Genomic DNA, 21830 nt, shown 5'->3' on the forward strand with positions numbered 1-21830 from the left:
CCACGGCGACTGTCACTTGAGATCGAAGCGGTCCAGGTTCATCACCTTGCTCCACGCCGCCACGAAGTCCTGCACGAATTTCTCCTGCGCGTCCGCGGCACCATAGACTTCGGCAATCGCCCGCAGCTCGGAGTTCGAGCCGAAGACCAGATCGACGCGCGTGCCGGTCCATCTTGGCGTGCCCGTCGCCCGGTCGCTGCCCTCAAACACCTCCCTTTCCTCCGACGTGGGCTTCCACTCCGTGCCCATGTCGAGCAGGTTCACGAAGAAGTCGTTGGTCAGCGTGCCAGGTCGTTTCGTGAAGACGCCGTGCTGCGAGTTGCCGTAGTTGGTGCCCAGCACCCGCAGTCCACCGACAAGCGCCGTCATCTCCGGCACGGTCAGCTTCAGCAGTTGCGCCTTGTCCACCAGCAAAGCCTCGGCCCGGACCGAGAACTTGCCCTGCAGGTAGTTGCGGAAGCCATCTGCGATGGGTTCCAGCACCACCATCGCATCCAGGTCCGTTTTCTCCTGCGTGGTGTCCATGCGTCCCGGCGAGAACGGCACTGTCACATCCTGCCCGGCGCTCTTTGCCGCCTGCTCGACGCCCGCGCATCCGGCCAGCACGATCAGGTCAGCCATCGAGACCTTCTTGCCACCGCTCTGCGATTTGTTGAATTCGCTCTGGATGCTCTCCAGCTTGGCCAGCACCTTCGCCAGTTCGGCAGGCTGATTGACGTCCCAGTCCTTCTGCGGGGCCAGGCGGATGCGCGCGCCGTTGGCGCCACCACGCTTGTCCGAGCCACGGAACGTCGAAGCCGACGCCCACGCCGTCGAAACCAGTTGCGGTACCGTCAGCCCCGAGGCCTGCACCTTGGCCTTGAGCGCGGCGACATCCTTTGCGTCGATCAGCGGATGATCGACCGGCGGGATGGGGTCTTGCCACAGGAGCTCCTCCTTCGGAACTTCCGGGCCAAGGTAGCGCGCGCGCGGCCCCATGTCGCGATGGGTCAGCTTGAACCACGCCCGTGCGAATGCGTCGGCCAGTTCATCGGGATGATCGTAGTACCGGCGCGAAATCTTGCCGTAGATCGGATCGAAGCGCAGCGACAGATCGGTCGTCAGCATTGAGGGCGAACGGCGCTTCGACGGGTCGGCAGGGTCGGGCACGGTGCCGGCGCCGGCATCGCCCTTGGGCTTCCATTGATGCGCGCCCGCGGGGCTCTTCGTCAGTTCCCATTCGTACTCGAACAGGTGCTTGAAGAAGTCGTTGCTCCACTTCGTCGGCGTAGTGGTCCAGATGACCTCCAGGCCGCTGCCGATGGCATCACCGCCCTTGCCGGTGCCAAAGCTGCTGCGCCAGCCAAGGCCCTGTTCCTCGAGGCCCGCGGCTTCGGGCTCTGGCCCCACGTGCGACGCCGGGCCGGCGCCATGGGTCTTGCCGAAGGCATGACCGCCCGCGATCAGTGCGACGGTTTCCTCGTCGTTCATGGCCATGCGGCGGAACGTCTCGCGGATGTCGATGGCTGCGGCAACCGGGTCCGGGTTGCCATTGGGGCCTTCCGGATTTACATAGATCAGGCCCATCTGCACCGCGGCCAGCGGATTCTCGAGGTTCCGCTTACCGCTGTAACGCTTGTCCGCCAGCCACTCGGCTTCATTGCCCCAGTAGACGGACTCGTCCGGCTCATAGACATCCTCGCGTCCGCCGCCGAATCCGAAGGTCTTGAACCCCATCGACTCCAAGGCCACATTGCCGGTCAGAACGATCAGGTCGGCCCACGAGATCTTGCGGCCGTACTTCTGCTTGATCGGCCAGATAAGCCTGCGTGCCTTGTCCAGACTGACGTTGTCCGGCCAGCTGTTGGTGGGCGCGAAACGCTGCTGGCCAGCGCCGGCACCGCCACGCCCATCGCCGATGCGGTAGGTACCTGCCGCGTGCCAGGCCATCCGGACGAACAACGGGCCGTAGTGCCCGAAATCCGCCGGCCACCAGGACTGCGAATCGGTCATCAGCGCTTCCAGATCCTTCTTGACCGCCGCGAGGTCGAGACTGTTGAACGCCTTCGCATAATCGAAGGCCTCTCCCATCGGATCGGACAACGGAGCGTTCTGGCGCAGGATATGCAGATTCAGGCGCTCGGGCCACCATTCCTGGAGCGCCCGGCCGGCGCCGGCGGGATGTAGAAATGGGCACTTTGCTTCAGTTGTCATGCGAGTCTCCTTTGATCGACCGTACTCAACGTAACACCATGCCTCAGCCACTCGCCCGCATCCGGAGCCCCCTGAAGGACCGCCACGGATACCGGGCTGTATCGGACATCACAGCTGCCCTACCATCCTAGAACGCGATGCCAGCGTACCGAAGAAATTAAAACAATCCAGGCGTACCGGCGGCGGGCGGATGTCCCTGCCTGGCAGCAGGACTTCTATAGTGGGGAGTACCAGAACAACAGTCGCGATAGGCGCGTCGGAGGATGCAATCATGGCCATGGCTAGCACGCTGGCTAGGTGCCTTCACAACCGGCAGAGCCGGTTCGACACCGTGGATCGCCCCTGTAGCACCGGGGATCGGCTGGCCAAGACGGTCCTGCTGGAAGATCAGCGCGGCTACGTCGCGGCAGTGATTCCCTCGACGCACCACCTGAAACTGTCGGAGATCCGCGCGCAGACCGGCCGCCAACTATCGCTTGCCCGCGATTGCGGCGTGCGCGAGGTGTTCAGGGACTGCAGCCGTGGCGCGATTCCGCCTGTCGCGATGGCCTATGGCACGCAGACCTGGCTGGACGACAGCCTGCTCTCGCATCCGGATGTCTACTTCGAAGCGGGCGACCACCGGGCATTGGTGCACATGAGTACCGACCAGTTCGTCGACCTCATGGCTGACGCGCAACGCGGGCACTTCTCGCACCGGGATATGTAGGGCAGGCCCGAAGCGCGGACGAATTGCCTGCAATCCCCCGGTGCCATCGGCATAAATTGCCGGTACCACCGGGTGGCGACCCTTTGCCCGCCTGCCTGCGAAACCCCACGCGCCTGAGGACCGGGCGCCGCAAATCCCCTGACGCTGGTGTGCCTGCTGGCGCATTCCCAGCCTTCACGATGCGACCTTCACGCATCCGTATCTCTCCCCAAATCGTCTGACCGCGAGCTATACGGAACGCATCAGTCACTTTTTGCTGCGTCCGTGTCTACCTGACACAACATGTAAGTAAATTTACAATTTAAATACGAATCGTTATCATTCGTACTTCTATTTGTATTTGATCTGGCAGTGAGCCGCCCCCTCCGATATGCGTTTGAAATGCCTCGCCGTCGTCGCCGGCACCCTGCTCTCGTCCACGCCCCACCTCCGGGCGCAAACGGTTGGCACAGCGGACCCACTGCCTACAGTCGTCGTGACAGGCACCCGTTCCGAGAAAACACTCGATGAAACGCCGATCCGCACGGAGGTCGTCGACCGTCAGGAGATCGAACGCACGCACGCACGCACGCTGAAGGACGCGCTGGAGAACGTGCCCGGCCTGCAGCTGCGCGAGATCCACGGCAAGTCCGGCTATGAGGTGACCCTGCAAGGGATGACCAGCGACCAGGTGCTGATCCTGATCGACGGCCTGCCGATCACGGCCAGCACCGGGTCGACCGTTGACGTTTCCCAGTACCTGCTGGCCGAAGTCGACCACGTCGAGGTGGTCAAGGGCGCCAGTTCCGCGCAGTACGGCAGCTCGGCCATGGGCGGGGTGATCAACGTCATCACGCGGCCCATCTCGCGCGGATTCTCGGCTGCCGCAACGGCCGATGCAGGCACCTATGGCAGCCAGAACGCCGACGGCTCGCCCGGTTCCCTGCATGGCAACATCCGGCTCGAAGGCGGCAACGAACAGTTCCGCGCACGCGTCACCGCCGACGCGCTCGACAACAAGGGCTATGCCGTGGAGCCCGACGGCTGGACACGGCACGGCGACAAGATTCGCCGCGAGCAGTATGCCGGCCGCCTCGAATGGCTGCCCAGCACCGCCGGCAGCTTCTGGTTCGATGCCAGCGCCTATCGCGAGACCGACGAACAACGCTACCAGTACTACGCGCCGCCCAACTACGTCCCGCAGCGCAAGACCGAGGACATCGATCGCAACCGCTACACATATGGCGGCCAATGGCGCTTCGACAATGGCGTGCGCGCCCGCCTGGCCGGGGTGCACGAGACCTACGACAGCACCTCGCGCGAGTATTCGAACGGCTTCCAGACCGCGACGCGCAATGCCGCGCAGCAGACCGACCATGTCTCCGCGCAGTTCGACATGCCAGCCTGGTATCGACAGCTCTGGCAGTTCGGCGGCGACTTCCATCGCGAAACGCTCGACCAGAACGTCAACGGCACGTCCGAACTGGCCGGCAAGGGCAGCGCCGAACGGCAGGCCGGCGAGCTCTACCTGCAGAACGACATCCTTTTCAACGAGACGTGGGAAATGGTTGTCGGCCTGCGCGGCCAGCATGACTCGGACTTCGGCGCGCACTTCGCGCCCAAGGTGGGCGTACGCGCGAACCTGCTGTCCAACGACACCTGGAAGGGCGTGCTGCGCGCCAACTACGGGCAGGGCTACCGCGTGCCGAACCTGAAGGAGCGGCACTACCTGTTCGATCACAGCTCGCTTGGCTACATCGTCCTGGGCAACCCGAACCTCAAGCCGGAATCGTCGAACAGCTTCCAGCTCGGTGGACAACTCACGTGGCGAGACCGCGTCACGCTCGATGCCAACCTGTTCTACAACCACGTGACGGACCTGATCCAGACCGACATGACCAACTTCACGATGGTCAACGGCATCGCGGTCTACACCTACCGCAACGTGGCGCGCGCCCGCACCCAGGGCGCTGAGACGGCGCTGCGCTGGCGCGCGACCAACCAGTTGAACCTGACAGCCGCCTACACCTACACGTCGACCGAGGATCTGAACACAGGCAGCGAACTGACCCGCCGGCCGCGGCATATGGGCCGCGTCGGCGCGGACTGGCGCGTACTGCCCGCCACCGAGCTATCCGCGCGGGCGCGCTTCCAGAGCAGCGAGCTGACCGACTCGGCCACCGGCGCGCGCTCGCCCGGCTGGGGCACGCTGGATCTGGTGCTGAACCAGAAGCTCGGCCGCAACGTGACCGCTTTCGTCGGCGTGAACAACCTGTTCAACCGCCAACGCGATTTCGCAAATGCCAGTGACTTCGGGCCCGTGGCGGGCCGCTTCATCTATCTGGGCGCACGCTTCAACGTGGACGTCGCCCGCTAATCAGAAACAAACCAGAGACAAACGGGGAAATCAACAATGAAAGCCAGACTCGCATCGCATCACACCACGCTGCGCCTGCTCGGCGCTGCCGCGCTGACGATGGCCCTGGCCGCCTGCGGCGGCGGTGGCGATGACAGCAGCACATCCACCGGCGGCTCCACGGGTGGATCGACAGGCGGCACTACCGGCGGCACCGGAGGCACGACCACGCCGCCGGCCACCACGTCAGCCTTCACCCAAACCGCGGAATGGACGTTCAAGCTGCCGGCCGCCAACGCATCGGTCTGCTACGACTTCAACGCCAAGGCACAAGTCGACTGCACGGGCACTGCGTGGGACCTGAAGGTCAAGAGCAGCACGAACGGCATGAGCGCCTCGCTCTGGACCAACAGCGGCACCAGCGGCACCGGCAACGGTGGCGCGTTCGGCGGCCCGTTCGACCATACCTGGACCGCGTTGTCCGCATGGAAGAACGCCACCACCGACCCTGTAAGCGGCGCGCTGCCTGCCACCGTCTTCCTGAAGGACTCCGCCAGCGGCGTGTTCTCCGGCACCAACGACATCGCCTCCGCGGTGTTCGAGTACGGCGTGACCGGCGCCGCAACCGACCACTCGCTCTACCCCACCTTCCGCACATTCCTGATCACAGCCAACAGCGCGTCGGCCGATACCACTGGCACGGTAGCGTCGCCGGTGTTCGCGCTGCAGGTCACGGGCTACTACGGCGGCGCCGGTGGCACGACCTCGGGCTATCCGTCGATCCGCTACATCGACCGCAGCGCCCCCGGCAACGTGCGGACGGCCACGATCAATGCGTCGGGCAATGACTGGGTCTACTACGACCTCGCGGCGAACGCAGTCAGCACCGCCAGTGGCACATGGCATATCGCCTTCAACCGCTACAGCATCAAGCTCAATGGCGGAGAGTCGGGCACCGGCACCGTGGCGGGCTTCCTGGCCAAGACGCCGGCCGGTTTCTATGACACGTCGAACAAGCCGGTGGCGTCGATGTTCACGAACACCGGCAACGCCGCCAGCACCCTGGCCGATCTGACGGCTGCCGACCTCGCGCTGCCGGCCTCGGCCAGCGCGTGGAAGAAGGACGCCACCGCATCGGTGCTGAACCCCGCCTATACCGGTAGCTATCCGAATCCGATGAGCTTCGGCTGGTACACGTACTACCCCACTGCCGCTGCTGCCGCCGCCAACGGCTTGCCTTCCGTCGCCCACCTGATCAGCGCCAACAGCGATGCCGGCGGCCTGATCCGTGGTGGCGAGGGCACCACGTACGCGCGCTTCCACCTGACGAAGATCGCCTACGCGGACCCGAACGTGAACAGCAGCACCCAGACCTGGACGATCAATTTCGACGTCCAGCCCTGATCAGCCCTTCCGAAGACACGAACATGGAACAGCAAAACATCGACAGCCTGCGCCAACGCCACGGCGCCCTGGTCGAAGAACATCCAAAGCTGCGGATCCGCGAACGCGCGCAGCGCCTCGGCGTGACCGAAGCAGAACTGGTGGCGGCAGGCTGTGGCGTCGCATCACGTCAACTGGGCGGAACCGCGCAGGCGCTGTTCCGCGATCTCGGCACGCTGGGGTCGGTCATGGCGCTCTCGCGCAACGACCATGCCGTGCACGAGCGTCACGGCCAATATCAGAGCATCGAGGCGAATGGCCCGGTCGGCATCGTGCTGGGGCCGGACATCGACCTGCGCATGTTCTTCGGTGGCTGGAAGCACTTCTACGCCGTAACCGAAAACGGCCGCGACAGCATCCAGTTCTTCGACAAGGCGGGCGAGGCGGTACACAAGATCTACCGCACCGACCAGACCGATGCCACCGCGTGGTCGGCCTACATCGACCGCCACGCCGCGCAGGAGACCGCGCCGGTGCGGGTCGAGGGCTTTGACCGGATCGACGAAGCGGACGCTCCCGCCGACGGCGAGGCCCTGCGCGCGCACTGGTGCGCGCTCAAGGACACGCACGACTTCTTTGCGATGCTTCGCCAGTTCAAGGTATCGCGGCTGGGCGCGCTGCGCGCGGTCGGCCCGGATCTGGCGCAACGGGTGGACAAGCACGCCGTGGAGACCATTCTGGAACATTCCGCCGCCACGGGCCTGTCGATCATGTGCTTCGTCGCCAATCGCGGCATCGTGCAGATCCACACCGGCGCCGTGAAGAAGCTGCTGCGGACGGGGCCATGGTTCAACGTGCTCGATAACACCTTCAACCTGCACCTGAACACCGAGGCAGTGGCGTCGAGCTGGGTGGTCAACAAACCCACGGTGGACGGCTGGGTGACGTCGCTCGAACTGTACGGTGAGGATGGCGGGATGATTGTCCAGTTCTTCGGCGAGCGCAAACCCGGGCAGCCTGAACTGCCGGAATGGCGCCATCTGCTCGAGTCGCTGTGCCCGCAGGCACTCGCGGCCTGATTGTCCAGGAGGCTTGGCATGAAAATCCTGCAGTCCGCACTCATTACTGCGCTGATGCCGCTGCTTTGCGCGGCCGGCATTGCCCACGCCGCGCCGCCAGCCCGCGTGATCGGGCTCGGCGGCCCGGCCACCGAGATCGTCTACGCGCTCGATGCCGGCAAGAGCATGGTCGGCGTCGATTCCTCAAGCATCTATCCACCCGCCGCGCTGAAGCTGCCGAAGGTTGGCTACTATCGCGCGTTCTCTGTGGAAGGCGTGGTCAGCCTGAAGCCGGATCTGGTGCTGGCGCTGGACCATGCCGGCCCACCGCAGGCGCTGGAGCAATTGCGCAAGCTGGGCAGCAAGGTAGTGGTGGTGCCGTCCGAGCCGACGCTGGCCGCGCTGGACCAGCGCATCCTCGGCGTGGCGGCGGCGCTCGATGTACCCAAGCAAGGTCAGGCGCTGGTCGACAAACTGCACACCGAACTCCGTGACATCAAGCCGTCTGCGGAAGGGCTGCGGGTGCTGATGGTCAGCAGCCACACTGGCCGGATGCAGGCCGTGGGTGAGAACACCGCCGGCGACGCCATGCTGAAGCTCCTGGGCGCGACCAACGTGCTGGCCGGCCAGCGTGGCTTCAAGCCGTTCTCGGCGGAGGCGGCGGCGGCGCTCAGGCCGGACGTTATCGTCACGACATCGATGTCGATCGACGCTGTCGGCAGCGTCGACGCGTTCCTGGCGCAGCCGGGCCTGAGTGCCACGCCAGCGGCCCGCGACAAGCGCATCGTCGTGATGGACGATCTGCTGATGCTCAGTATCGGTCCGCGCCTTCCCGAGGCGCTGCGCCTGCTGCGCAACGGTCTTGCCAGTCGGCAGGTGGCGGCACGATGATGCGTGGCCAATGTGGCCGAAGGCCGGGCATGTTGGCCGCCCTGTGCGTCATGCTCGTGATCACCGCGCTCTGGGCAGCCGCCAGCGGGGCATTGTCGATTCCGCACGGCAAGCTCGTGCCCTTGCTCTGGTCACCTGCCGCCGAAGGAGACGATGCCATCTGGCGCAATGTGCTGATCGAGGTGCGGCTGCCGCGCATCGTGCTGGCCATCACCGCCGGCGCGGCGCTGGCGCTGTCCGGCGCGGTGATGCAGGCGCTCTTCCGCAATCCGCTGGCCGAGCCAGGACTGATCGGGATCTCGCTGGGCGGTGCCGCGGGTGCCGTGGCCGCGATCGTGCTGGGCGCCGAAGGGCTCGGCAGCGTCGCGCCCGCCGCATTCGCAGGCAGCCTGATTGCCACCGCCTTCGCCTACGTGCTTGGCACACGGCGCCCGGGCGCGGCCAACCTGCTGCTCGCCGGCGTGGCCATCAATGCGATCTGCGCGGCCGTCGTTGGGTTCTTCACCTATCAGGCCAGCGACGTGCAACTGCGCAACCTGACGTTCTGGAACATGGGCAGCCTTGCTGGCGCGACGTGGTCAATCCTGGCGTGGCTGGTGCCGCTGGTAGCCGTGCTCTGCGCGCTGCTCATGCGTGACTGGCGCGCGATGAACGCGCTGCTGCTCGGCGAACGGGAAGCCCAGCACATCGGTTTCGACCTGAAGCAGCTCCGCCGCCGGCTGATCGTGCTTACCGCGCTGCTGGTAGGGCCCATCGTGGCCGTCACGGGGACGATTTCCTTCGTGGGACTGGTCGTGCCGCATCTGATCCGTCTGGCATTGGGCGCCGACCATCGCTGGCTGCTGCCGAACACACTGGCGGGCGGCGCCATCGCCTTGACGCTGGGTGACTGGATGGCACGCACGGTGGTGGTTCCGGCGGAACTGCCGATCGGCATCGTCACGAGCCTGGTGGGCGGGCCTTTCCTGCTCTGGATGCTGACACGCAAGAGAACCTGACGAGCTTAATGAACCTGACGAACCTGACATGCTGATTGCCCGCAATCTTTCATGCAGCCGCGGACGGCGGCAGATCCTGTCCGGTATCGACCTGAACCTGCCGGCCGGCGAGATGGTCGGCGTGCTCGGGGCCAACGGCGCCGGCAAGAGCACGCTGCTCGGCACGCTGGCAGGTGAACTGCCCGGCGACGACGCGGCGGTGTCGCTCGGCAACCGGGCATTGACGGACTGGCCCGTGGACGAACTGGCCCGTAGCCGTGCGGTGCTGCCGCAATCGCCCGGTCTGGGCTTCGACCTGGGCGTGACGGAGGTGGTGGCGATGGGCGGCTATCCGTTTCCAGAGATGGGCAAGCACGCGCTCGATACCCTGCTGGACCGCGCGCTGACGCTGGCCGATGTCGGGCATCTGGCCACGCGTTCGTACCAGAGCCTATCCGGCGGCGAACAGCAGCGCGTGCAGTTCGCCCGCGCGCTGGTGCAGGTGCTGGCCTGCCGCACGGCCGACAGCTACCGCGCGCTACTGCTCGATGAACCGATTTCGAGTCTCGACCCCCGGCACCAGTTGCTGCTGCTCGGCACGGCGCGCAACCTGTGCCGTACCGACGCCCTGGCGGTGCTGGTCGTGCTCCACGACGTCAATCTGGCCGCCCGCTGGTGCGACAGGCTCGTGCTGCTGGCCGACGGCCGTACCGTGGCCAGCGGCACCCCCGCCGACGTGCTGACCCCGCCGAACCTCGCCACGGTGTACGGCATTCCGGCCACCGTCATGGAATCGCCAGTTCACCGGGGCGTGCCGATGGTGGTGTTTGGCTGATTCGACTGATTCGGCTGAGCGGCTGAGCGGCGCCCATGGGGGAGGCACCTATGCGTACTTCCCGGTTATCCCTCCATCGACCACCAGCTCGGTGCCGGTAATGTAGGCCGCCGCATCCGATGCCAGGAACGCACAGGCGTGTGCCACGTCCCACGCGGTGCCCATCCGCTGCATCGGCACCTGTCTTGCACGCGCCGCGCGGGCGTCGTCGAGACTGTCCGCCGAGAACTGCTTCGCCACGGTATGGGCGATGCGCGGCGTGTCGATCAAACCCGGCACCACGCAATTCGCACGGATGCCGCTGCCCGCGTACTGCTGCGCGATCATCCGCGTGAACTGGATCAGCGCGGCCTTGCTGACGCTATACGACAGGTGCGGATAGCCGATATAGCGCAACCCCGCCACCGAGGAAACCGTGACGACGGCACCCCGGCCCCGCTCGACCATCGACGGCAGCACCTGCTGCGACGCCAGCAGCAGGCTTCGCACGTTCACGTTGTGGGCCGCATCGAAATCCCGCACATCGGTGTCCAGAACCCCGCCGGTCTTGCCGATGCCAACGTTGTGATGCAGCACATCGATGGGGCCGAAGTGTTCGCGCGCCTCCGCGAACAGGCGCGCGATCTCCGCCTCTTCCGCCACGTCGCCGACGAAAGTCTCCGCCGCGCCACCCTCGGCCCGAATCAGCGCCGTCGTCTCCGCGGCCGAGGCGGCGTCGCGGTCCACCACGCAGACGCGGGCGCCAAGCCGGGCATAGGTCACGCTGGCGGCGCGCCCGATGCTCCAGCCGGGGCCCGCCGATCCACCGCCCGCCACAAACACGGTGCAATCCGCCAGACTGAGCGGCAGCGCGTTCATGCGTGGTCTCCGTGCGGCGCGTTGCCGACATTGCCGACGTAGGGGATGGCCTCCTCGACCACGTCCCAGATATAGCGTCCCGACGGGCTCTGCTGCTCCTCGACGATATGGGCCACGAGCCCAGCCGCGCGAGAGATCACCGCGAACCCCCGCATCACCGCCGTCGGCACGCCAATCTCGCCGAGCAACGCGGCCACCGACCCCGTGGCATTGATCGTGATCGGGCGCCCCGCCACTTCATCAACCGCCGCCGACAGGCGTCTCAGGGCACCGATATGCGCGCCGGCCAGATCCGGCTCCGCATCGCCGAGTTCCAGCAGCTTGTACGCGCGCGGGTCCACCGGCTTGTGCAGGTGATGGCCGAAGCCCGGCACAGCCGCCCGCATTTCCTTGTAGTGGCGCGCGATGGCCAGTGCTTCGGCATCGGGGTCCTGTGCCGCCAGAATGCGGTCCAGCAACGTCGAGCAGTTCTCCATCGTGCCGACGAACGAACTGCCAACCGCCAGCAGGCCCGCCGACACGGCGCCTTGCAGGTTCTCCGGCGCGCTCATGTAGATCAGGCGCGTGGCGATGGCGCTTGGCGTCAGGCCGTGCTCCATCAGCACCACGAGCACCATGTCGGCGATACGCATGTCCACCGGGCGCGGGGTGCGGCCGAGGATCTGCATCAGCATGACTTCGGTGAAGGTCTTCTTGCCCAGCAGGTCGTCCACGAGATTGGCGTCGCGATAGTGCAGGCTGGTCAGCGTGTGGGTGCACAGCCGGGTCACCGGCTTGTCTTGTTGGCTCATGCTTGGTCTCCGGTTTGCAATGCCGTCAGCGCCTGGTCGCGCACGGTGTTCTTGAGTACCTTGCCGACGGTGGAGCGCGGCAGGCTGGTGTGGAAATGAATCTGCTTTGGCGTCTGCACCGGACCCAGCCGCTCGCGCACGAACGCGATCAGCTCGGTGGCCTGCACCGCGCATCCTTCGCGCAATTGCACGGCCGCATGGACCGCTTCGCCCCATTTGTCGTCGGGCACGCCGAACACCGCGCATTCATGCACGGCCGGGTGCTGGCCCAGCGCGTTCTCCACGTCGATCGGGTAGACGTTGAAGCCGCCGGTGATCACCACTTCGCGCAGGCGGTCCTTCAGGTACAGGAAACCCTGCGCGTCCAACATGCCGCGATCCCCGGTATGCAACCAGCCGTCGACAATGGTCGCGGCGGTCAGGTCCGGGCGGTTCCAGTAGCCGGTCATGACCAGATCGCCACGCGCCACCACTTCGCCCACCTCGCCACGGGGCAGCAGACGCCCGTCCGGGGACATGATCGCCACCTCGCTGAACCACGTGGCGCGCCCCACCGATGCCATGCGGCGCTCGTCAGCCAGATCGTCGGGGCCGATCACCGTCAGCAGTTGCGGCGCCTCGGTCTGGCCATATGTGGTGGCCACCACCGACCCGAAGAATTCGCGCGCCTGCTGGATCTTCTGCGGCGGCATCGGCGCGCCGCCGTAAATCAGGCGACGCAGTGCCGGGTAGTCGGCGCGCGATGTGCCGGGCAGCGCCATCAGCATGTAGATCAGCGTGGGCGGCATGAAGCAGACCGTGCCGGCGCGGTCACGGAACGTGGCGCGCACCGCTTCTGCCCCGCTGCCTTCCATGATCACGTGACAACCGCCCTGCGCCAGGATCGGCATGACGTAGGTGGACGTGCCGTGCGTGATCGGCGCGGCCATCACATAGCGATCCGCCTCGGTGAAACCCCAGGCGTGGATCTGGTTGACGATATTGGTCATCCAGGCGCGATACGGCTGCATGACGCCCTTGGGCGCGCCCGTGGTCCCGCCTGTGAACTTGATGGCCTGCGTGGCGTCCCGGTGCAGATCGAGCACCGGGCGAATGGCATCGGGATACCGGAGAACAACGGCGCTCAGCACGTCTGCGCCGCCTGACGCATGGTCCGCATAGTCCGCATAGTCCGTGTAGAGCCGCGTGCCCGGTGCGTCGCCCAGCAGCGCTTCGCAGGCGGCATCGAGTACCACGATGCTCGGCGTCGTGGCGTCGATGATGCGGCGCAACTCGGGCTGGGTGCTCTTCGGGTTCAGCGGTACCCAGATCTTGCCGCTGGCCAGCACCGCCAGCAGCACCACGATGTGCTCGGCCGAGTTGCCGGCGCAGATACCCACGCGACTCTGCGGCGCGGGATCGAGCGTCATGAAATGCGTGGCCAGCGCCGCCACCTGGCCGGCCAGTTCGCGATAGCGCAGGCTGCCGCCGGGGGCGTCAATGGCGACGTTGTCGGGCCAGCGGTCGGCGGCCCGCCAGAACAGTTCGATCGGAAGCATGGGGGGTCCTTGGGAATCCTCAGTTGACACGCGCGCCTGATTGCTTGACCACGTCGTGCCAGCGCTTGATCTCGGACATCGTGAAGGTACGGAGTTGCTCGGGGGTACCCGGCTCGGGCGTGGCTGCCAGGTCGCGCATACGCTCGCGTACCTCGGATGCGTTGAGCGCCTTGTTCAGTGCCGTGTTGAGCTTGTCGATCACCGGCTTGGGCGTCCCCGTCGGCGCGGCGATGGCGAACCAGGACTGCACATCGAAGCCCGGGAGTCCGGATTCCGCCACCGTGGGCACGTCAGGCAGTTGCGGCATGCGCTGGGCGCTGGTGACCGCGATGGCGCGCAACTTGCCGGACTTCACGTGCGGCAGCGCGGACGGCGCGTTGTCGAACATCGACTGCACCTGCCCGCCCAGCAGATCGGTAACGGCCGGCGCGCTCCCCTTGTAAGGCACGTGCAGCATGTTGGCGCCACTGCGGCTGCGGAACATCTCTCCGGACAGGTGAATGGACGATCCGCTGCCCGACGACGCGAACGTCATACCGTCGGGCGACTCCTTGGCCAACCGCACATAGTCGGCAACGGTCTTGACCGGCAACTTCGGGTTGACCACCAGCACGTTCGGGATCTTGGCAATCATGCCGACGGGCTCGAAGTCGCGTACGGGGTCGTAGCCGAGCTTGTCGTAGAGCGTGGCATTGATCGTGTTCGCGATCGTGAAGACGTAGAGCGTGTAGCCGTCCGGCGTCGCCTTGGCCACGACTTCGGCGCCCACGTTGCTATTGGCGCCGGCGCGGTTTTCCACCACGATCGGCTGGCCCAGCGCCTCGCCCATCTTCTGCGCTACCAGGCGGGCCAGCACGTCGGTGGCGCCTCCGGCGGCATAGCCCACCACGAGCCGCACGGGGCGCGTGGGAAAGCTGGAATCGGCCGCCTGGGCGGCGGGAACGCCGCACGCAAGCGCGGCACTGATCAGGGCGTGGCTCAACAGGCGCCTGCGCGCCGCGTTCCAGAAAGTCATGAGTGCTGTCTCCTTGTTGGATGGTCGTGCCCGGAACGCGCCCGTCTGCTCGATTTGCCCACCGCACCTTGCGGCGCGGCTGCGGCATACTGCGGACTGCTTTCCGGCCCGCAAATTCTTTCCCATGACATCTCGCACTGCGAATCGAAACGTCCGGCAGGCGGACGTTTCATCTTCGACCTCCGAGGAAGGCACCCGTGCCTTACGACGCGGCCTGACGCTGCTCGACGCCATCCTGGCAGCCGGCAAGGATGGTCTCCGGGTGATCGACATGTGCCGCGCGGCCGGCCTGGAGCGGCCCACGGTCTACCGCTTGCTGGCGACGCTGATCGACTGCGGATATGTGGTCCAGCACGGACGATTTCGCTATGTGCGCGGTCCGCGTCTGGCGGCAATGCCGCAGCGTGGGGAATCGACGGACCTTTCTGGAAAGCTGGGCCCGGTGCTCACGCGGGTGAGCCAGGCGTGCGGCGATGCCGCCTTCGGCGTGGTTCGCGATGGCGCGTTGTCGCGCTGCATCGCGCGGCACGTGGGCACCCATCCCGTGCAGGTGCTGGTCATCCAGGTGGGCACCCGGCAACCGCTGGGCGTTGGCGCCGCGGGGCTGGCGTTGCTGGCAGCGCTGCCCGATGCCACCGTCGACGAGGTGATCGCCGCCAATGCTGGTGTGCTGGACCAGTACGGCGGCATGACGCCCGACCGGATGCGCATCCTGATCCGCGCTACGCGCGAACGCGGCTACTCGGTGATCGGCAATCACGCCACGCGCGGCGCACTGGCCGTGGGCATGGCCGTGCACGATCGCGATGGCGAACCCGTGGCTGGCATCAGCGTGGCCACCACGCTAGCGCGAATGCCGCGCGAGCGGCAGCAGTTGCTGGCCCGGGTGATGCGCGAAGCGGTGGCGGCGTTGCTGCCGCGTGGCCTGTAGCCGGTCCGTAGCGACTCACCTGGCGGAACGCCAGGTCGACACTCCGTCGCTTTACGGGCATGATCATTGGCCTGCCCGTTCCATCCGGGAATCCTCTTCCACGCAGCCGGTCGAACCAGGGAAACGCCGCCCGCCGGCAATCCCGCCAGGCTGCATTCCCTCCCCCACCGCTTTCGGCCCCGCGCCCAATCGCTTCCGTCATGCAACGTCTGCTTCTGATTCTTGGCTGCCTGTTCCTCGTCGCGGCAATCGCGTGGCCCTGGCTGTCGCGGCTGCCGCTCGGGCGGCTGCCCGGTGACATCCGGATCGTCCGCGACGGTTTCAGTTTCTACTTCCCCATCACCACCTGCATCCTGATCTCGCTGCTGGTGTCGTTGGTGCTCTGGCTACTACGGCGATGACGGTGATGAGCCAGTGCGTCGTGATCTCAGGGTGTTCGGGGGGCGGGAAATCGTCGCTGCTGAGCGAACTCGGGGCGCGTGGCTATCCCGTGGTGGAAGAACCAGGGCGGCGCGTCGTCGTGGAAGAAACGGCCCGCCATGGCAATGCGCTGCCATGGGTCGACATGCCTGCCTTTCTGCGCCGCGTGATCGCCATGGCGCGCGCCGACCTGCTCGCGCTGGAACAGTCGGTAGGCCGGGTTGGGCTCAGTGAGCCGGGTGAGCCAGGGAAATGGATCTTCTTCGATCGGGGGCTGGTCGACGCGTTCGTCGCGCTTCAGCACGTCAGTGGCAAGCCACAACTCGCGCCGCTCGTGCATCAGATCCGGCCGTACCATCGGGTCGTATTCCTGACGCCACCCTGGCCGGAGATCTACGTTCAGGACGCCGAGCGCCGCCATGACCTCGACGCCGCCACCGCGGAGTACACGCGGCTGCTCGAAGCCTATCCAGCGCTTGGGTATGACGTTCGCATCATCCCCAGGGCCAGCATTGCCGAGCGCGCCGATTTCGTCCTGAATACCCTCCAGGGCTAGACGCCACCCTCCGCGCGAAGCGGAAGGGAGCGTGCCCCGGACGGCTTGCTTCGATGGCTTACTTGCCGGACAGCTTCGGGAACTGCGGGTTCGTCACGACTTGCTTGAGCAGTTCCTGCACGGCCGGGCCGAAAGCATCCGCCACGTTCTTGCACGCGCCCATGGCCGTGAAGCTCGTGTCGAACGGGTACTTGACCGAGACCTTGTAGCCCTTGTCCGCCGGCGATTGCACGGCCATCGTGATCTGCCAGTACGCCGGGGACACCGAGCTGAAGCTCAGTTCCTCGATACGGCCCTGAATCGGGGCACCCTTCACATCGTAGGCTTGCGCCATCAGGAGTTCTTCCTGGAAGGCGTCCTTGATGTACTGCGACAGCGTCTTGCCCGGCGCCACCTTGACCGGACCCATCAGACGGCACAGCGGGCTCTCGTCGACGCCCTGCGCCATGCCGACATCGCTGACGCTGACTTTATTCGACTGCAGGCTCTGCTGGATGGCGATAACGTTCGAGGCGGATGCCTTGTACGGGATCGAGTTCGTGGTCTCGCATCCGGTCAAAAGAACGCCCGCCGCGCAGATGGCGGCAACGAGGGCAAACTTGCTTTGCTTCATGATTCTCTTCCAGTGGGTTGTATGGGCTCTGCTGATATCCGTGCCCTCAACGGACTACGGAAGAATTCCGCAAGAACCAAATCCCACCTTGGGGGGGGTGACAGCGCCGGCCACCCTGCCGTCACGCTGGTTCGGGCATTGAAAGAGACGGTAGAATCCGCGAACAATTCGTACCACCGCGCCGGAGACGCCAATGGTTCGCCTGCTGATGCTGCTGTTGGGAGTGGATTACCTGCGTACACGCTGGAAAGCGCTGGCCTGGGCCGGCGCCCTCAGCATCGCGGTCGGTGCCGTGCTGTTCATCGATGCGCTCGACGGCAAGCTTGATTTCCCGATCCAGCCGTTCGCCTGGCTGCTGCTTCTCGAAGGGCTGGCCACGCTGGCCGTGGCCTCGACCGGCATTGGTGGCCAGCGTACGCTGCGCTACGCCAAGGGCATCGCCTTCAGCGTGGCTGCCATCCTCGTGCTGGCCGAGCGCCACCATGGCCACATGATCCTGTCGGTCATCTTCGGCGCGCTGTTTCTGGCCGATGGCCTGCTGCAGGTAGCCTCCGCGCATGTGGTGCGCTTTCGCACGTGGCGGCTGGCAATGGCGGGGGGTGTGATCGAGATCGCCCTGGCCATCTTCTTCATCCAGCCCTACCCGACGCACTATGTCGGCACCGTGCCGTACTGCGTGGCGCTCGGGTTGATCTTCGGCGGCTGGAACATGTTGCTGCTGGCATCGCGCGCGCGCCGGCTTGCCGGCAACCCCGGCCTGCGCAAGGATCCGGAGTCCGCCAGCGCCGAATCGAACAAGCGGCGCCTGACGACGTGGAGCGGACCGCCCGCGTCGGACGAACGCGCGTTGACCGTCCACGTCTGGACGCCCGTAGGTTCCGCGAAGTCCAAGGCACAGCATCAGCCGATCATCGACCGCTACATCGCCGCCGTCGACCGCGACGGCGTCATCTCGACGGGGCACGCCGCGCTGGAATCCCCCGAAGGCATCTACATCAGCCTCTACCCGGCCGTCGAGATCGACCGTTCGCCAGACGATTTCACGCGGCTGCTGCGGGCCACGCAGGAGAACAACGTACCTGGACGGTTCCAGCCTGACTACCCGACAGAATCCAAGGCATGGTGCCCGTCGACCGTTCAGGTTCGCATTCGCAACTACGATGCCGAGCGCCTGCGGAACTTCTGGCACGACTATCGGCAGAACACGACTTACAACCTGACGCACCGGAACTGTTCGAGCACGGTGGCACGCGCGCTCGATGCCGCGCTGGAGGGCGCCGCCACACGCGCCTGGACGCGGCTCGGCGGCTGGTGGCCACTGTTCCGGCTATTGCTGACACCGGAGCTGTGGGTAGCCGCCCATCTGCGCAAGCGTGCCGCCACCATGGCGTGGACGCCGGGCCTGACGCTCGACTACGCGCGTGCCATGAGCATGTTGGCCGACCCGCGCCCCTTTGCGTGGGCGACCGTGTGGAGCGGGCTGGCGGTGCGGCGCTCGGGGCGCTCGGGGCGCGAATCGCGCTAGTGCTGCGTCAGCTTGACGGCGCCTCGTCGGAAAAGCATCCAGTTCCGATCGGGCGCAGCGCCCCGCCATCGCGCACGATAAAGAGGGCGTCGAGGCCGCGCCGCCGCGCGTAGTCCGGCCCGGCCTGCGCGCCGAGCACCATCAGCGCCGTCGCATAGGCATCGGCATCCGCGCAGGTCTTCGCCACCACCGTGACCGATGCCATCCCACCCGCCAGCGGCGCACCGGTACGTGGGTCCATCGTGTGCGAAATGCGCGCGCCGTCGACATCGGCCCAGCGCCGGTAATCGCCGGACGTGGCAATGGCGGCATCTGCCAGTTCGATCACGCCCATCGCCGCGCGGCGCTCATAGTCCGGGGCCTCGAGGGCGATCGCCCACGGCGTGCCTTCTGGCTTGTTCCCACGCGCGCGCATCTCGCCGTCGATGCCGACCAGCCAGGATTCGATGCCGTGCTCGCTCAGCACACGCCCGAGTTCATCGACGCCAAACCCCTTGGCGATGCCACACAGATCGAGCGCGACCGGGCCGAGCTTGCGCACGCGGCACAGCCGCACATCCACCTCGAGCAGTTCTCCTGCTGGCTGGCGGGGACTTGCGCCGGCCGCCTCACCGAGATCCGGGTGCGAAGCGTGTGGCATCCCGGACGGTCCGAACCCCCAACGGTCGACCAGATCGCCGACGCCGATGTTGAACGCGTTGTGCGTATCACTGCCGATCTTCAGCGCCCGCGCAAGCAGGGTCGCGAGGTTCCTGGAGACCGGCACCCAACCGCCCCGCGCAGCACGGTTCAGTCGGGACAGATCCGAGTCTGCCTTCCAGTTCGACATCTGCGCATCCACGGCGCCAACCGCCACGGCGAGTCGTTCCGCCAGCACCGCTTCATCCATGCCCGGCGGCGCGTAGTATGCCGCCGTGTAGCGGGTGCCCATGGTCGCGCCGCTGACGCGACAGAGCTCGAGCGCCGTGTCTGACCGATTAGTAGACGTCCTCGACATAGCGTCCCTCCGCTTTGAGTTGCGCGACGGTCAAGCCGGTGTCCGTCAGGATTCGCTCCCACGCCTGTGCCACACCCTCGGCCATCTTGCGACCGCCGCACACCATGATCTGCGCACCGTGGGCCATCAGCCCGCGCAGGCTCTGCGCATCGGCGACCAGTCTTTCCTGCACATAGGTCCGGTTGCCCGAACGTGAGAACGCGGTCGTGAGCGCGTGCAGCCGCAGGTCGGCCACCAGGCCCTTCAGCTCGTCGCGATACAGGTAGCTGTCCTCGGCATTGCGCGCCCCGAAGTACAGGTGCATGGGCCGGCGTGCCGCGTTGTGCCGGATAAAGCCAATCAACGGGCCGATCCCGGTGCCGGCCCCGATCATGATCACGGGTGTATTCCCTGGTTCGGGCCGGAAGCGCGTGTGCGGCCGGATAAATGCGTCGATGGTGTCGCCGGGGCGCAGGTCCGTGAGGTACGTCGAACACACGCCTTCAGGCAGCCGCCGCACACAGATCTCCACCACACCATCCGCCGCGCCACTCGCAAGCGAGTAGTACCGGGGCGACGTAGCGCCGGGCGGCACGATGCCGAGCAGATCCCCGGTCTCGAACGTGGGCAGCCCTGGCCGGAACAGCGTGGCACGCTGCTCCGGGACGAAGCGCAGGACCGAGGTCATCGCCTCAGCGCCGACGCCGTAGTCCTCACGCGAGAGAAGCTTGAGCGGCACGCTGGGTGGCAGCATCGGCGTGTAGCGAATATCAAGCGACACCCCGAGCGTCGTGGCCAGGCAGTCGCACCATTGCCGGAATTCCGGCTCCGACTGCCGGTCCACCGTGCCCGGATCGGCAAGGGCCCGCAGTCCCTTGCCCAGCAGCGCATCGTGCACCGCGCTCGCATAGCCGCAGAACGCCGGGAACTGGCGATCACCGAATCCCAGCACCGCAAAGTCGGTATCGGCTGGGACCGTCAGGCGATTGAGCTTCGACAGGAAATGACTTGCGCTCGCGGGTGCATCGCCATCGCCATACGTGGCGGTCAGGACCAGCAGCCGCTTTTTCCCACGATAGCTGTCCGCCAGCTCATTCATCGGCGCGGTATGCACGCGCAGGCCTGCCTCGGTCAACGCGGCATGCAGCGCGGAAGCAAAGCCCCATGTGGTGTTGCCCTCGGAGCCCACCAGCAGCACCGTATCCGCGTCGCGTGCCGGCACATTGCCGGCCAAGGTCGGCACGGTTCCCCGGCGACGCAGCCAGAGCAGCAGGCCCGTCACTGCCAGCACCGGCACCGACAGCGACGACGCACCAAGCATCAACCCGAGCCACCACATCCCCTGGCCCGTATGCAACATGCGGACAGCCGCCTGCGCGCGCTGCCAGCCGTCGGTGGGCTGGAAGGCGAGCATCTTCCCCGTCACCGGATCGATATACCCGGCGCCGTCGGTCGTATCCAGTTCGATGACGTCGCCCTGGGCATCGGCATGGGCGAATGTCAGTTGGTGCAGGTCTGCGCTGTCGATACCCAGCGCGGGCATCCGCTCCAGCGGCATTGCCGGGGCCGCCGCCGCATGCACACTGAGCACAGGGTCCTGGCCGCCGCCTTCCGGTATCAGCCCGAATGTCGTCATCGACATGACAAGCCCGGTCACCGCCGACAGCGTCAGCCCTAGCAGCGCCACGCGCGCGGTCTCGTTGTGCACGCGCTGGAGTCCGTTGCCGCGGATCGGGCCGAGCAGGTGCTTCCACCCGCCCATGCGCCGCGCGAGCAACGCCAGCCCGGAAATCGTGACGAGGAGCATGAATGCGGCCGTCACGCCGACCGCAATCCGCCCTGCGTCGCCGAGAAACAGCTTGCGATGCAGGTTCTTCATCCATCGCCAAACCGGCGAGGTGACATAGTCTCCCGTCGCCTTGCCGCTGGCAGGGTCGATGATCGAGGCGCGCTGCTGACCGTCGACCTCGTGATACGCGATGAACGTCCCTGACGGCCGCCGCGCAAGCGCTTCGACGCCCGGGATTTCCGTCTGTACGCGGCTCGCGAGCGTGGCCACGCTAACCGAAGCCTGGCCCGCGCGAACGGCATCCACACGTTCAAACGCCGGATTCACCGACAACACCGCGCCCGATAGTGCGAGGATCGTCATCAGCAACGCGGCGACGAGTCCTGGAACCAGATGGAGCTTGCGTAGCATCGGTGGACCTCCTTTTTTCTTTATCG

The 21830-nt window shown here is 66.2% G+C and carries 19 protein-coding genes; 11 read left to right on the forward strand and 8 right to left on the reverse strand.

Annotated elements, in window-relative coordinates:
* Nucleotides 1-12: 12 nt before the first annotated feature.
* Nucleotides 13-2193, reverse strand: coding sequence for a catalase/peroxidase HPI (katG, locus tag K6G35_RS17370; protein WP_495676807.1), 2181 nt, complete (start codon nt 2191-2193; stop codon nt 13-15).
* A 271-nt stretch (nt 2194-2464) separates the two neighbouring features.
* Here katG and K6G35_RS17375 point away from each other — a divergent pair, with 271 nt between their 5' ends.
* The 7 genes from K6G35_RS17375 (at nt 2465) to K6G35_RS17405 (ending at nt 10381) form a co-directional block, all read left to right on the forward strand.
* Nucleotides 2465-2902 (forward strand): aminoacyl-tRNA deacylase, encoded by a 438-nt coding sequence (locus K6G35_RS17375; RefSeq protein ID WP_008652122.1) that lies wholly within the window; start codon nt 2465-2467, stop codon nt 2900-2902.
* Between the two features lie 475 nt (nt 2903-3377).
* Nucleotides 3378-5258, forward strand: coding sequence for a TonB-dependent receptor plug domain-containing protein (locus K6G35_RS17380; protein ID WP_234819133.1), 1881 nt, complete (start codon nt 3378-3380; stop codon nt 5256-5258).
* Nucleotides 5259-5294: 36 nt separating this feature from the next.
* On the forward strand, nt 5295-6641 hold the full coding sequence (locus tag K6G35_RS17385) for an HmuY family protein (RefSeq protein WP_035880988.1): 1347 nt from the start codon (nt 5295-5297) through the stop codon (nt 6639-6641).
* Between the two features lie 23 nt (nt 6642-6664).
* Nucleotides 6665-7699 (forward strand): hemin-degrading factor, encoded by a 1035-nt coding sequence (locus tag K6G35_RS17390; protein ID WP_495676808.1) that lies wholly within the window; start codon nt 6665-6667, stop codon nt 7697-7699.
* Between the two features lie 18 nt (nt 7700-7717).
* Nucleotides 7718-8569, forward strand: a complete 852-nt coding sequence (locus K6G35_RS17395) for a heme/hemin ABC transporter substrate-binding protein (RefSeq protein WP_008652117.1) — start codon at nt 7718-7720, stop codon at nt 8567-8569.
* A gap of 29 nt (nt 8570-8598) precedes the next feature.
* Nucleotides 8599-9567, forward strand: a complete 969-nt coding sequence (locus K6G35_RS17400) for a FecCD family ABC transporter permease (protein ID WP_035880982.1) — start codon at nt 8599-8601, stop codon at nt 9565-9567.
* A 28-nt stretch (nt 9568-9595) separates the two neighbouring features.
* Nucleotides 9596-10381, forward strand: a complete 786-nt coding sequence (locus K6G35_RS17405) for a heme ABC transporter ATP-binding protein (protein ID WP_008648320.1) — start codon at nt 9596-9598, stop codon at nt 10379-10381.
* 48 nt (nt 10382-10429) lie between these two features.
* On the opposite strand, the gene K6G35_RS17410 is transcribed toward K6G35_RS17405, so the two are convergent.
* The 4 genes from K6G35_RS17410 to K6G35_RS17425 are packed head-to-tail and all read right to left on the reverse strand — an operon-like array spanning nt 10430 to nt 14583.
* Nucleotides 10430-11239, reverse strand: coding sequence for an SDR family NAD(P)-dependent oxidoreductase (locus tag K6G35_RS17410; protein WP_008648319.1), 810 nt, complete (start codon nt 11237-11239; stop codon nt 10430-10432).
* Nucleotides 11236-12030, reverse strand: coding sequence for a citryl-CoA lyase (locus tag K6G35_RS17415; protein WP_495676809.1), 795 nt, complete (start codon nt 12028-12030; stop codon nt 11236-11238). The genes K6G35_RS17410 and K6G35_RS17415 overlap by 4 nt, the downstream gene beginning before the upstream one ends.
* The gene (locus tag K6G35_RS17420) at nt 12027-13568 is read right to left on the reverse strand and encodes a class I adenylate-forming enzyme family protein (protein WP_495676810.1); all 1542 of its coding nucleotides are present in this window, start codon (nt 13566-13568) and stop codon (nt 12027-12029) included. Before K6G35_RS17420 ends, K6G35_RS17415 begins: the two co-directional genes overlap by 4 nt.
* A gap of 19 nt (nt 13569-13587) precedes the next feature.
* Nucleotides 13588-14583, reverse strand: a complete 996-nt coding sequence (locus tag K6G35_RS17425) for a Bug family tripartite tricarboxylate transporter substrate binding protein (protein WP_008648316.1) — start codon at nt 14581-14583, stop codon at nt 13588-13590.
* Nucleotides 14584-14707: 124 nt separating this feature from the next.
* Here K6G35_RS17425 and K6G35_RS17430 point away from each other — a divergent pair, with 124 nt between their 5' ends.
* The 3 genes from K6G35_RS17430 to K6G35_RS17440 all read left to right on the forward strand — a co-directional run bounded on the left by K6G35_RS17430 (nt 14708) and on the right by K6G35_RS17440 (nt 16490).
* On the forward strand, nt 14708-15514 hold the full coding sequence (locus K6G35_RS17430) for an IclR family transcriptional regulator (protein WP_008648315.1): 807 nt from the start codon (nt 14708-14710) through the stop codon (nt 15512-15514).
* A 200-nt stretch (nt 15515-15714) separates the two neighbouring features.
* Nucleotides 15715-15915, forward strand: coding sequence for a DUF2905 domain-containing protein (locus tag K6G35_RS17435; RefSeq protein ID WP_008648313.1), 201 nt, complete (start codon nt 15715-15717; stop codon nt 15913-15915).
* Nucleotides 15912-16490, forward strand: a complete 579-nt coding sequence (locus K6G35_RS17440) for an AAA family ATPase (protein WP_495676811.1) — start codon at nt 15912-15914, stop codon at nt 16488-16490. Before K6G35_RS17435 ends, K6G35_RS17440 begins: the two co-directional genes overlap by 4 nt.
* A 58-nt stretch (nt 16491-16548) precedes the next feature.
* Here the strand turns inward: K6G35_RS17440 and K6G35_RS17445 are convergent, their stop codons facing one another.
* Entirely contained in the window at nt 16549-17103 is a 555-nt protein-coding gene (locus K6G35_RS17445; protein ID WP_035880967.1) for a hypothetical protein, read from the reverse strand.
* 193 nt (nt 17104-17296) lie between these two features.
* Between K6G35_RS17445 and K6G35_RS17450 the strand changes: the two genes are divergently transcribed.
* Nucleotides 17297-18628, forward strand: coding sequence for an HdeD family acid-resistance protein (locus K6G35_RS17450; protein ID WP_186426789.1), 1332 nt, complete (start codon nt 17297-17299; stop codon nt 18626-18628).
* A 7-nt stretch (nt 18629-18635) separates the two neighbouring features.
* Here K6G35_RS17450 and K6G35_RS17455 read toward each other — a convergent pair whose 3' ends face one another.
* Both K6G35_RS17455 and K6G35_RS17460 read right to left on the reverse strand, forming a co-directional pair.
* Nucleotides 18636-19625 carry an FAD:protein FMN transferase gene (locus K6G35_RS17455; protein ID WP_035880960.1) on the reverse strand — a complete coding sequence of 330 codons (990 nt, stop codon included), beginning with the start codon at nt 19623-19625 and terminating at the stop codon, nt 18636-18638.
* Nucleotides 19606-21804, reverse strand: a complete 2199-nt coding sequence (locus tag K6G35_RS17460) for a PepSY domain-containing protein (protein ID WP_035880956.1) — start codon at nt 21802-21804, stop codon at nt 19606-19608. Before K6G35_RS17460 ends, K6G35_RS17455 begins: the two co-directional genes overlap by 20 nt.
* Between the last annotated feature and the right edge of the window lie 26 nt (nt 21805-21830).

The sequence above is a fragment of the Cupriavidus sp. HY129 genome (assembly GCF_059492215.1).